The sequence below is a fragment of the Hymenobacter chitinivorans DSM 11115 genome, from assembly GCF_002797555.1.
Lineage (GTDB): Bacteria > Bacteroidota > Bacteroidia > Cytophagales > Hymenobacteraceae > Hymenobacter > Hymenobacter chitinivorans.
In genome coordinates this window covers 1,216,282-1,228,880 of the sequence record NZ_PGFA01000001.1, presented here as the reverse complement: position 1 = coordinate 1,228,880, position 12,599 = coordinate 1,216,282, and the positions used below count along the sequence as shown (strand labels likewise).

The following is a 12,599-nucleotide window of genomic DNA, read 5'->3' as shown; positions in this document are numbered from 1 at the left end:
AACTCTAAAATTCTATTTCCTAGCTCTGGCCGTAGTAGGAATGCAGGCCGTGCTTGCGCTCGTAGTGCTTCTGAATTAAAGCCTGCTTGAGGCGGGGCACGTCGGGGCGCAGGGTGCAGCTGAGGTAGGCCATGCGGGCCACTTCTTCGAGTACGGCGCTGTTGTACACGGCTTTTTCCACGGTTTTGCCCCAGGTAAAGGGCGCGTGGTTGCTGAGCAGCACCATTTCCACTTCCTCCGGCGAGAAGCCGCGGCGCTGAAACTCGTTGATGATCTGCCAGCCGGTCTGGTGCTCGTAGTCGCCGGCTATCATCTGGTCGTCCATGGGCGGGGCGCAGGGAATATCGGCCGTGAGGTGGTCGGCGTGGGTGGTACCCAGAATCGGGATGTCGAGCTGGGCCTGGGCCCAGGCCGTGGCGTAGGTGCTGTGGGTGTGCACGATGCCCCCGATATGCTCCCAGTGGGCATACAGCACGGCGTGGGTTTTGGTATCCGACGAGGGCCGCTTCTCCCCTTCCACTACCTTGCCGCTGAAATCGACGATGACAATGTCCTCGGCCTTGAGCGTGGCGTAGGGCACCCCGCTGGGCTTGATGGCAAACACCCGGTTCTGGCGGTCCACGACGCTGGCGTTGCCGAAGGTGAAGAGCACCAGCCCCAGTTCGGGCAGCTGCATGTTGGCCGCGTAGCAGGCCTGTTTAAGTTCTTGGTAGTGGCTCATAGCACTGATTTATAGCCGTTCTGGTAGGCTCAGTAGCCGGTTTATCCGGATTGACTAGGCTAGGGAGGTTGTCGGAATGACCATTTCGGTGATTCGAATCACTGTTTTGGCGATTTAAATCACCGAAATGGTCATTCGAATCGGTGTTTTGGCGATTTAAATCACCATTTCGGTCATTCCGATCGGTATTTTGGTCATTCGGATGACCATTTTGGTGATTCCGATCGGTGTTTTGCTGATTCGGATGACCGAAATGGTCATTCGAATCGGTGTTTTGGCGGTTTAAAGCACCAAAACAGTCTTTGCGAAGAACGTTTGAGGGCTTTACCGCGCTTGGCGGCGGGTGCAGCTCACCGGCTAGGCCGATACTTCGGCTTCTACCGGCTCACGTAGCGTGGCTTGCTCCACGTACTGCCCGAAGGCCTGATACTGCTCGTAGCGGCGCTGGTAATCGGCCACGCGGGCGGGGTTGGGCTCGTAGCTTTCGGCAAAGCCGTTGCCCATTGCCTTCTGTGCCGAAACCACATCGGGGTGCACGCCAGCCGCTACGGCTGCGTACATGGCCGCGCCCAGGGCCGGGGCCTGGTCCGACTCGGCTACTTTGATGGGGCGGTTGAGCACGTCGGCCAGGGTTTGCATCATGAAAGCCGATTTCTTGGCCACCCCGCCCAGCCCGATTACTTGCTTGATGGGCACGCCATTCTGCTCGAAGCGCTCCACGATTTGCTTGGAGCCGTAGCAGATGGCTTCTACCAGGGCCCGGAAAATGTGCGGGGCCGTGGTGCCCATCGTCAGATTCATCAGGGCGCCTTTCAGGGCCTGGTTGGCGTCGGGCGTGCGGCGGCCGTTTACCCAGTCGAGGGCCAGCACGGTGGTTTCGGCCGGGTCGATGGCCGCGGCGGCCTTGGTGAGCTCCACCAGCAGATTGTCGTTCATTTCCTGGCGCAGGGCCTGCTGCATGGCCGGGCTCAGCACTTTCGAGGAAGCCAGCATGGTGCTCAGCGGCCACTCAATGACCTGCCGGAACCAGGCCAGCAAATCACCCACCGCCGACTGCCCCGCTTCCAGGCCCAGCATGCCCGGAATCACCGAGCCGTCGACCTGCCCGCAGATGCCGGGCACGAGCTTGTCGCCGACTTCATCCATGGGAGCCACCACGATGTCGCAGGTGCTGGTGCCCATTACTTTCACCATCGAGTAGGCCTCGATTTCGCCGGCTACGGCCCCGGCGTGGGCGTCGAAAGTACCCACGGCCACCACGGTTTTGGTGGTGAGGCCCAGGCGGGTGGCCCATTCCTCGGAGAGGTGGCCGGCTACTTCGTCGGCCGTAAACGTGTCCTGGTACAAGTGGCCGCGCAGCAGGGTGAGCTTGGGTTCGAGCTCCACGATAAACTGCTCCATCGGCAGGCCGCCCCAGTTGTGGTGCCACATGGCCTTGTGGCCGGCGGCGCAGCGGCTGCGCTTGAAGGTGTGTAAATCGGCGCCGGTGAGCAGCAGCGTGAGCCAGTCGCAGTGCTCCATCCAGGAGTAGGCGGCCTGGGCCACGGCAGCATCCTGGCGGGTCACGTGCATGATTTTGGCCCAGAACCACTCCGAGGAGTAGATACCGCCCTCGTAGCGGGTGTAGTCGTCGCCGCCCCAGGTGCGGGCCTTCTGGTTGATTTCGGCCGCCTCGGCCAGGGCAGTGTGGTCTTTCCAGAGCACGAACATGGCGTTGGGATTCTCGGCAAATTCGGGCAGCAAAGCCAGGGCCACGCCCTGCTCGTTCACGGGGCCGGGCGTCGAGCCGGTAGTGTCCACGGCCAAACCCACGATTTGCTCGGCGGGCACGTGACTAGCGACCTGACGCACGGTGGCTTCCAGGCCTTCGATATGGTCGAGAGGGTGCTGGCGAAACTGATTTTGGGCCGCGTTGCAGTAGCGCTGCTCTTTCCAGCGGGCGTACGGGTGCACGGCCTGGGCAATTTCGGCGCCGGTGCGGGCATTCACCAGCAGGGCCCGCACGGAGTCGGTGCCGTAGTCGATGCCAATAACGTAGGAGTCGGAGGTTTGCATAGTAGGGGCGCCTGGCAGGCACCCGACATTAAGTGGATGAAATACGAAGACCGGCCCTGTGCCCGCCGCGCCCGGAAATGAGGCAGGAGTATTACTAATTCCCCTCTTCCAAGGTTGGTCTGGGGTTGCGGAAGCTTACTGCCGAAATAGGCGGCTCCTTGCAGCGGCGGGGACGGGCAACAACGCTCGGCTACGTGGTTATGGACAGGAAAAACAACGACCCGGCGCGGGCAACGCGCCCCTACCAGGAAAACCTGTAGCTGGTAGTCGACTGCAGAGTCTGGCCGGGCTGCAGCGTGGTGCTGGGGAATGTGGGCTGGTTGGGCGAATCGGGGAAGTGCTGGGTTTCGAGGCAGAAGCCCGCGTGCTTACCGTAGACCGTGCCGCCCTTGCCCGTGAGCGTGCCGGCCAGGAAGTTGCCGGTGTAGAACTGGATGCCGGGCTCGGTGGTCGTTACCGTCATGGTGCGGCCCGAGGTGGGCTCGTGCACCGTGGCCGCCGGGTGCATCCCGGTGGGTTGGTTCAGGACCCAGTTGTGGTCGTAGCCACCGGGCACCTGCGCAATCCGCTCCCCAATGGCGTGGGGCGTAGTAAAGTCGAAAGGCGTCCCCTTCACGGCGCGCAGCTCCCCGGTCGGAATCAGGTCGGCATCCACAACGGTGTATTTGTCGGCGGCCAGGCGCACTTGGTGGCCTAGCACGTCTTTGCTCTGGCCGGCGCTGAGGTTGAAGTAGCTGTGGTTGGTCAAATTGACGGGCGTGGCTTTGTCGGTGGTGGCGGTGTAGTCGATGCGCAGCTCGTCGGTCGTGGTCAGCGTGTAGGTCACCGTCACACGCAGGTTGCCGGGGTAGCCTTCTTCCCCGTCCTTGCTCAGGTAGGTCAGCTTCAGGCTCTGGCCCTGGGCCGAGGTGCCGGGCTCGGCCTGCCAGATAACCTTGTCGAAGCCCTTGAGCCCGCCGTGCAGGTGGTTGGGCCCGTTGTTCTTGGCCAGCGTATATTGCTGGCCCTCCAGGGTAAACTGCCCCTTGGCAATGCGGTTGCCGTAGCGCCCGATCAACGCGCCGAAGTAGGGCCCGGCTTTCTGGTACTCGGGGCTCTGGTAGCCACTCACGTTGTCGAAACCCAGCACGACGTCGCCGAGCGTACCGGCCTTGTCGGGCACGAGCAGGCTGGTCACGATGCCGCCGTAGGTGCTGATGGTGGCTTTCAGGCCGTGGGCGTTGGTCAGCGTGTAGAGCTGCACCTCGGTCCCGTCCGAAGTTTTGCCGAATGATGCGGAAGTGGGAGCCGCCGGTGGCGTAGCCGTCGAGTCGGCCGCGGGGGTAGACGCACCAGCGGCCGGCTGCTCGGAAGAAGTAGTTTGGTTGCAGGCGGCCAGGGTCAGCAATCCGGTCACGGCAATCATGCCCCCGAGCATTCGGCCGGCCGTATTTTTAGCGTTAGTCATGAGTGGGGAAAAAGGTAGAGCGGAAACAGAACCATGAAAACGAGCACTAGTACTCCTTAGGGACATTATTCAAAACAAAGGATTGTGCAACCCTTACCCGCGTATATCATCTTCACAGACAACACACTGCACCAACCAAAGGCTTTTCACCGGTGCGCTGTTCCGGGTTGGTGCAGCGTGATTAGGTGCGTAAAGTAGATAAAGTTTTCGGATTCACACAATCGTTTGTGCGAGTATTGTGTTCCGTCATTCTGCCTCCTTCTCTGCGGCCAGTCATCTAGTTACTGCACCATCACTTTCTGCGTTGCCGTGCGGCCGCCGCGCTCCACGCGCACTACATACAAACCAGCCGGCAAGGCCGCGGCCACCGTCAGCCGTTGCTGCTGGGCCCCAAACTCGCCCTGGTACAGAATGCGCCCCGCCACATCGGCTACGCTCACGCGCGTGGGGCCGGCTTCCGTGGTGGCCAGCGCAATGGTGAAGCCCGAACGCGGGGCCGGCACCGGGTACAGGCTCACGCCGGACAGCTGCTGGCTGCCGGCCGTAGCCAGGGTGCCGCCCACGGCCGTCAGGCTCCAGTGCTGGCAGGCGCAGCCGTTGTAATCCCACAACCCCAGCTGCTGCCCGGCCGTGGTAGCCGCGTTGGGCACCTCCACTACCCGGTTGCCGTTGGCCGAGGCCAGCACCAGGGTACCATCGTTGGCCCGGTCGATGCGGAAACGCTGGCAGTTGGCCCCGCTGTAGGCAAAGAGCTGGAGCTTGGCCCCGGCCACGGCCGAGCAGCCGGCCACGTCGGCGGCCAGCCCGCCCAGGGCATTAGTAATTTTGTACTCGCCGTTGCCCAGGGCCGTGAAGTCCCAGCGCTGGCAGTCGAGCCCGGCCGGGGTGCCCTGGGCAATCATCTGGCCCGAAGCGCCGGTGCAGCCCCAGGCGTCCCAGATCAGGTTGCTGTTCTGGTTCTTGATTTCGTAGCGGCCCGCCGTCACCCAGTCGCGGCTGACTACGGGCCAGCCGGCCGCGCTCCATGTGAGCCGGGCCAGGCTGAGCTTGGGGGCGCCGTTATCGTCGCCGTCGTAGTAGTGGTGGGAAAAGTAGCTGACGCCGCCCTCGGTGAAGATGCCCGCGTGGCCGGGTCCGATGTAGCGGCCCCCGCTGCCCAGCACCAGGGTGCCGCCGTTACTGTTCAAATCGACGCCACTCTGGTCCACAAACGGCCCGGTAACGCTACTGGAGCGGCCCACCCGAATGTGGTAGGTGCTGTTGAGGCCATTGCAGCAGGCTCCGCGGTTGATAAAGAGGTAGTAAAAAGCGCCTTGCTTGGTCAGGCAGGCGGCTTCCACGTCGCCGTTGGCCAGCGCGTAGGTGGTGGTGCCCAGGGGCTTGCCGGTGGTGGCGTGGAGCTGAGTGCTGCGCAGGCCCCCGAAAAACGAGCCGTAGGTTAGCCACACGTCCCCGTTGGAATCCTGGAAAACGGCCGGGTCAATGGCGTTGGCGGCGCTGCTGGAAGTAGAGGAAACGACCTCGCCCTGGTCTTCCCAGCGGTAGTTGGGGCTGGTGGGGTCCAGCGTCACGTTGGTAGCCAGCCCGATGGCCGACACCTTGGAGCCGAACGTGGAGCAGGAATAGTAGAGGTAGTACTTGCCGTTGCGAAACACGCACTCCGGGGCCCAGAAATTGCCGGTAAAGCCCGGCACCTTGGTGTTGATCCAGCTCGGGTAGGCGTTGTTCACGAACACGGCCCGCGGCCCGGGCGTCCAGTTGACCAAGTCGGTGGAGTACATGCTGTAAATGCCCTGCCCGGTGGCAAAAACCCAGTATTTGTTGCCTTCCTTGACGATGGTCGACGGGTCGTGGACGCCGGTGAGGCCCTGCAGAGCCCGGGCCTGGGGCCGGGCCAGCAGGGTGAGCAGCACGATAAGAAAAGTCAGCGCCCGGCCGGTATGCGGGCGAAATCGGAGTAGGGGAAAAAGCATAGCCAGTGGGAATTTGGGGAGAGGAAAAGGAAGCGGGTCGGGCGGCGGGGTTATTCGCCGCCGGGCTTGGGCAGGGCCGTGTTGATGGGCGCGGGCACGCCGAAGTTGGGGGTACCGTCGGGGTTCCAGGTAAACTTCTGCATGCGCGGGTTGCGCTTTTCCACGCAGCCCTCGTTGGGGTTGGAGTTGGCGTGGTAAATAATCCAGTCTTCAAGCCCGTCCTTCGACTTGAAGAACGAGTTGTGGCCCGTGGCGTAGGCCCGGGCGGCGGGGCTCTGGGCAAACACCGGCTTGGCCGACTTCGTCCAGGAGGCGGGCCGCAGCGGGTCGGCGGTGGCGGCGGCCGTGAGCATGCCCAGCGCGTACTGGTCGGTGCCGCAGAAGCTGGCCGAGTACACCAGAAAGGTTTTGTCGCCGTGCTTGAGGATTTCGGGGCCTTCATTGACGAAGGGCGGGCCCACATTTTCCCAGCTGTACTCCGGGTGCGAGAGTTCTACGCGCGGCCCGGTGAGCGTCCAGGGGTTGCTCATTTCGGAGATGTAGATGCGCTGCACGCCGTCCTGCCCGTTGTGGCCCGACCAGATGAAGTAGCGTCGGCCATTCTGCTCGAGTACCGTCCCGTCGATGGCCCAGAAGTCGGCCGCGGGGCTGAACAGGCGGCCTTTGTCGGTCCAGGTGCCGGTGGTGGGGTCGGCGGCCGGGTTTTCCAGCACCCAGGTCCGCTGCTGGCCCAGGTCGGGCCCGGCGGGGCCGGCCGAGTAGTAGATGTACCACTTGCCGTCCAGGAAGTGCAACTCGGGGGCCCAGAGGTTGCCCGAGGCCGGTCCGCTGGGCGGCGGGGCCCAGGCCTGCACGCTGGAAGTCTGGCCCAGGTCCGACATCTTGGCCGTTTTCCAGATGCGCAGGCTGGTATTGGTCGTGTGCAGGTAGTAGTAAAAGCCGTCTTTCTGGTACACCCAGGGGTCGGGGCCGGAGGGCAGCAGCGGGTTGGTAAAGGTGGAGGCCGTAGCCGGGGGCGGCGTGGGGCCCGAAGCAGGAGCTTCCCCGCTTGTGCAGCCCAGTCCCAGCAGCAGCAGCGCCGGCAGCAGCCGCCCCGGGTTCAGGTTCAGATTTATCATTGGCAGCAACTGGTCAGATCCATAATTCTTGTGCGCCGGCACCGGGCCCCGAAGCACGACAGCCGCTCCCAGCGCGGGGGCAGCGGCTGTCGGCCGGTGGGGTTATAGCCTCACTTGGTTAGTAGCCCGGGTTCTGCTTCACGCTGGGGTCAATGTCCAGGTCGCGCTGCGGAATGGGCAGCAGCTTGGAGATACCCAGACGGAAGTTGGTGAAGTCCGGGTCCCGGCCCTTGAGCTCGTCGATGCCGGCCTGGTTGTCCAGCAAGCCCCAGCGCAGAATGTCGAACCAGCGGGTGCCCTCGCCGGCCAGCTCCTTGGCCCGCTCACTGCGAATCAGGGGCCGCAACGATTCCCGGGTGTACGTGCCGGTCAGCGGGGCCAGGTTTACGGAAGCCCGTTGCCGCACCCGGTTCACCAACGGCAGCGCGTCCTGGGGCCGGCCCAGCTCGTTGAGAGCCTCAGCCTGCATCAGCAGCACGTCGGCGAAGCGAATCACGCGGTGGTTGATGCCGGAGGTAAAGTTCTCGTCGGTGCGGGTCCGGTCGTTGAGGTACTTGCGCCAGTACTGCTGGCTGGGGTTCCAGTTCCACTCGGCGAAGGTCTTGCCGTAGAAGCGGCCCGGGTTGCCGGCGTGAATCAGGCTGATGTCGCGGCGGGGGTCAATCAGGTGCTTGGTGCTGCTGCCGGGCGCCAGCGCCACGGTCGAGTCCTTGTACTCGTCGAGCAGCCAGCGGCGGGGCTGCACGTCGGCGAAAGTGGGGCCGGGAGGACCGAAAAAGTTGGGCCGGTCGTGGCTTTCCGAGGAGGAAGCATTGTCCTGCCCCTGCCCTACTTCCAGCACGGCGCCCGTAAACTGCACCTCGAACACCGATTCGCGGTTATTTTCGTTGGCGTCGGTGAAGTTGTCGAGGTAATTGGGCACCAAATCGTACTGCCCCGAGCTCATTATCTGGGCAAACAGGGCCGAAGCCTCGGTGTACTTGTGCTGCTGCATGTACACCTTGGCCAGCAGGGCCTGGGCCGCCCCGCGGGTGGCGCGGCCCTTCTCCGCGTCGGAGTACGACACCGGCAGGCTTGGAATGGCGGCCTGCAGGTCGGCAATAATCTGGGCCTCTACCTGCTCCGGCGGGGCCTGCGGGGCGCGGGTCGTCACGGTGGGCTCGGTCAGAATCAGCGGAATGTTGCCGAAGAAATACACCAAATCGAAGTACGACAAGGCCCGCACGAAGCGCGCCTCGCCCAGCAGCTGCTGCTTGAGCGTCTCGTCCATCGGAATTTCCGGCACGTGAGTCAGCACCTGATTCGTGCGGAAAATGGTCCGGTAATAGTCGTTCCAGGCAAAGGACGAAATGAAAAAGTTATTGTCGGGGGTAATGAAGCGGGTGAAGTTGGCCAGCTCCACGAAGGGGCTCTGGCTGTAGGACTCGTCGGAGCGGTGGGCCATAAAGTGCCAGCTGCGGTAGTAGCAGGCAAACTGCTGCAGGCCCGAGTAGCAGGCGTACACGCTTTTCACGGCATCGTCCTGGGTTTTCCAGAACTGGGCCGTCGATGGGGCGTTGGGGTTGGTTTTATCGAGCAAATCCTTTTCGCAGCCAGTGGCCACGAGCAGGCTGCCGGTGAGCAGCAGCGCGGGTAGTTTGGGGAATTTCATACGAAAGGCGAAGAAAAGTCGGGTGAGCCGGGACCGGGGGTCCCGAACAGTTTAGAAGTTGACCTGCAGGCCGCCGGTGAAGCTGCGCACGTTCGGGTAGGCGCTGTTGTCCACGCCGCGGCTGTAGAAGCCCGTGCCGGTCGTTTCCGGGTCGAAGCCGGTGTACTTGGTGAAGGTCACCACGTTGCGGCCCGTCACGTAGAGGCGCACACTGCCCAGGCCCGAGACCTTGCTGGTCAGGCTCTGGGGCAAAGTGTAGCCCAGCTGAATGTTTTTCAGGCGCAGGTAGGAGCCGTCTTCCAGCCACCGCGTCGAGTTGAAGCGGGCATTGGAGGCGGCGGCCACACCCAGGTCACCGAGGCCCCCACCCTGCAGCAGGCGGGGCGTGGTGGAGCTCGGGTTCGAGGGGCTCCAGGGCGTCACGTCGGCGTTGTAGTTGTTGGGCCCGTTGTAGCTTTCCAGGAATACCCGGGCCGTGTTATACACCTTATTGCCGGTGGCACTCTGCAAAAACAGCGAGAAGTCGAAGCCCTTGTAGGCCGCGGTCAGGTTCAGGCCCATCTGCAGCTTGGGAATGGCCGAGCCCACGTAGGTGCGGTCGGCGTTGTCAATCTTGCCGTCGTTGTTCACGTCGCGGTAGCGCACGTCGCCGGGCGAGGCGTAGGGCTGAATCACGGTGCCAGTGGCGCTCTTGTAGTTCAGCACTTCCTCTTTCGACTGGAAAATGCCCTCGAAGGGAATCAGGAAAAACTCGCCCAACGACGTGCCCAGCTCGGAGCGGGTCACACCCTCGCCGCCCTCGAAGGCGGTGCCTTTCACCGGCACGGCCGTTACCCGGTTGCGGATGGTGGTCAGGGTAAAGTCGGCGCCGTAGGTGAAGGCCTGGCGGTTTTCGTGGTAGCCCAGGGCCAGCTCAAAGCCCCGGTTTTCGATGTTACCGGCGTTCTGGTACAGAATGTCGCCGAAGTGACCCAGGTAGGTTGGCACCTGCACCGGGGCCAGGGCCTTGCGGGTTTCGGCCACGTAGTAGTCGGCCGACACGCTCAGGCGGTTGTCCAGCACGCTCAGGTCCAGGCCCGCATTCTTGGTGTAGCGCTCCTCCCACTGCAGGTCGGGGCTGGCCAGGGCCAGCTGGGTCGAGCCGTTGACGATGCGCTGGTCGGTGCCAATGACGTAGTTCACATTCTGCCCGATGATGGGCGTGGTCAGGTAGTTGCCGCCGTAGGAGCCAAACAGGGCGTCGTTGCCGTTGCCGCCGTAGCTGGCGCGCAGCTTCAGGTTGTTGACCATCGGCAGGGCGTTCTTGAAGAAGTCTTCCTCGCTGATGCGCCAGCCCAGGGAAGCCGCCCCGAAGTTGCCCCAGCGGTTTTCCGACCGGAAGCGCGACGACCCATCGCGCCGCCCGCTGAGCGAAAACAGGTAGCGGTTCTTGAAGTCGTACGTGGCCTGGGCAAAGAAGGACCGCTTGGAGTTTTCCGTCGACGTGCCGTTGATAATGCCTTTGTCGCGGCCGGCGCTGAGTTCGAAGTAGTACTGCGGCACGCTGGTAAAGCCCTGGGTGCCGGCCTGCACGTTGTGCTGCAGGTAGCGCTGCTCGGAGTAGCCCAGCACCACATTCACGTGGTGGTCGCCGAAGGCCCGGTTGAAGTTGAGCGTGTTTTCGGCCATCAAAAACACGTCGTAGCCCAGAAACTCGTTGAGCGAGGAGGTGTTGATGCGGGTATTCTGCCGGATAATGCCCGACTGCTGGGCGTCGGCGTTGCTGTAGGTGTGGCCGTCCATGGCCGCGTTGAGCCGGTAGCTCAGAAAGTCGAAGATGGACACGTCGGCGCTGACGTTGCCGGCCAGCCGGTTGTCCGACTGGGTGCGGCGCAGCAGCTGCTGGGCCCCGATGGGATTGGTGGCGAAGGTGTTGAGCGTGGGCGAGCCAATTCCGAAGCCGCCCTCGTTGGCCGGGTCATACACCGGAATGCTGGGCAGCATCGTCAGCACGTCGATAAACGGCACCCCGTTGAGCAGGGTCACGCCCAGGTGGGTGAACTGCGCGTTTTCCTGGAATTTGAACCGGCCGCGGGTCAGCCCCGAGTTCAGGCGCAGGCTGTAGCGCTTGAAGTCGGGCCCCTGCACAATGCCTTCCTGGTGGAAATAGTCGCCCGAAATCAGAAAATTGCTGGCGCTTTTATCGGCGCTGGAGCCGCCCGAAAACGTCAGGTTGTAGTCCTCGATTTTACCGGTCTGGAAAAACTCCTGTTGCCAGTCGGTGTCAATTGCGGGGTTGAAAGCTCCGCCCGGCCCCTTCACGGCCCCGGCCAGGCTGTTCTGCCCGTTGTTGAGCGGGTCCAGGCCGGCGTTCTGGTAGGCCTGCACGGCCCGGTCGGCCCAGTCGCTGGCGTTGGTCAGGTTGTAGCGCTTGTACACCTGTTCCACGCCGGTGTAGCCGTTAAAGCTAATGGAAGGCCGGCCCGATTTGCCCTTTTTGGTCGTAATCAGCACCACGCCGTTGGCCCCGCTCGACCCGTACACGGCCGTGGAGGAGGCATCCTTGAGCACGGTCAGGGTTTCGATGTCGTTGGGGTTCAGGTCCCGGATGTTGCCCGTCCACAGCCCGTCAATGACGTAGAGCGGGCCGCTGCCGGCCGCGCCCAGCGTGCCAATGCCGCGAATGGTCACCACGGGCGCGTCGCCGGGGCCGCCGGAGCTCTGCACTTGCACCCCCGACACCCGGCCCTGGATGCCCTGGGTGATGGTAGCCACCGGGGCCTTCACAGTTTCCTTCACGTCGAGGCTGCTCACGGCGCTGGTCACGTTCTGCCGGTCCTGGGTCAGATACCCCACCACCACCACTTCCGACAGGCTTTTCGCGTCGGGCACCAGACTCACGCTCAGCGGCGCCGATCCGCTGATGGGCACTTCCCGGGCCGCGTAGCCCACGAAGGAGAAAACCAACGTGCCCGTGTCGGGGGCCGTCAGGCTGAAGCGGCCGTCGGCATCGGTTTGGGTACCAATGGCGGTGCCCTTGACCAGCACGTTTACCCCGGGCAAACCCGCGCCGTTTTCATCCACCACGCGGCCGGTCACGGGAATATCCGCCGCGGCCGTTACGGCGCGGGCGGCGGGCAGAACTACCCCGGCCGCTTCTGCCAGGGCAGCGTGCAGGGGTAGGCAGCAGAGCAAAGCCGGAAGGGTAATCCGACCCATTTTGGGTACTGGCTTTTTCATAGAAAAAAGAGTGTGGGAATTGGAGAGATAGTAACACAATCGTTTGTGCGTAAATCAATTTCACAAACGATTGTGTAAAGAGGCAAAAAAAAGAGTGATGTTAGAAAACCCGTTCCTGAGCTCAGCAGAGGCCTTTTTGCTCCGCCAGAGCCGCCATCAGCCGATGCGCCGCCGAAGATTGCTGAGTAAGGTTACTGAAATCATAGCAAATAACCAACAAATTGTTGCCGCTACTTTATCCTCCTTTGGCGTCGAAGCAGCTGGCGACAACGCTGCTGGCCCTGCCGTTGCCAAGGGCGTAAACGGCAGCCGCGGGCATGAGCTACCCTACCCGCGGTTGGTACGCTTGGTGGCCGGGCCCCACTGCCCAGCTCACATTGGCGGCCGCCGCAACAAGAGTAGGAAATAACCATTT

7 protein-coding genes are annotated in these 12,599 nt (G+C 63.0%); all 7 read right to left on the bottom strand.

Going from position 1 to position 12,599, the window contains the following annotated elements; translation table 11 throughout:
* Window positions 1-19: 19 nt before the first annotated feature.
* The 7 genes from CLV45_RS05120 to CLV45_RS05090 all read right to left on the bottom strand — a co-directional run bounded on the left by CLV45_RS05120 (window position 20) and on the right by CLV45_RS05090 (window position 12,184).
* The gene (locus CLV45_RS05120) at window positions 20-721 is read right to left on the bottom strand and encodes an L-ribulose-5-phosphate 4-epimerase (protein ID WP_100335309.1); all 702 of its coding nucleotides are present in this window, start codon (window positions 719-721) and stop codon (window positions 20-22) included.
* A 357-nt stretch (window positions 722-1,078) separates the two neighbouring features.
* Window positions 1,079-2,776, bottom strand: a complete 1,698-nt coding sequence (locus CLV45_RS05115; protein ID WP_100335308.1) for a ribulokinase — start codon at window positions 2,774-2,776, stop codon at window positions 1,079-1,081.
* A 241-nt stretch (window positions 2,777-3,017) separates the two neighbouring features.
* Window positions 3,018-4,223: an aldose epimerase family protein gene (locus CLV45_RS05110; RefSeq protein ID WP_245882684.1), complete on the bottom strand. Its 1,206-nt coding sequence runs from the start codon at window positions 4,221-4,223 to the stop codon at window positions 3,018-3,020.
* A 281-nt stretch (window positions 4,224-4,504) separates the two neighbouring features.
* Window positions 4,505-6,196 (bottom strand): family 43 glycosylhydrolase, encoded by a 1,692-nt coding sequence (locus CLV45_RS05105; RefSeq protein WP_100335307.1) that lies wholly within the window; start codon window positions 6,194-6,196, stop codon window positions 4,505-4,507.
* Between the two features lie 50 nt (window positions 6,197-6,246).
* Window positions 6,247-7,314: a glycoside hydrolase family 43 protein gene (locus CLV45_RS05100; protein WP_100335306.1), complete on the bottom strand. Its 1,068-nt coding sequence runs from the start codon at window positions 7,312-7,314 to the stop codon at window positions 6,247-6,249.
* Between the two features lie 118 nt (window positions 7,315-7,432).
* Window positions 7,433-8,965, bottom strand: a complete 1,533-nt coding sequence (locus CLV45_RS05095) for a RagB/SusD family nutrient uptake outer membrane protein (protein ID WP_100335305.1) — start codon at window positions 8,963-8,965, stop codon at window positions 7,433-7,435.
* Window positions 8,966-9,016: 51 nt separating this feature from the next.
* The gene (locus CLV45_RS05090; RefSeq protein ID WP_100335304.1) at window positions 9,017-12,184 is read right to left on the bottom strand and encodes a SusC/RagA family TonB-linked outer membrane protein; all 3,168 of its coding nucleotides are present in this window, start codon (window positions 12,182-12,184) and stop codon (window positions 9,017-9,019) included.
* Window positions 12,185-12,599 lie beyond the last annotated feature (415 nt).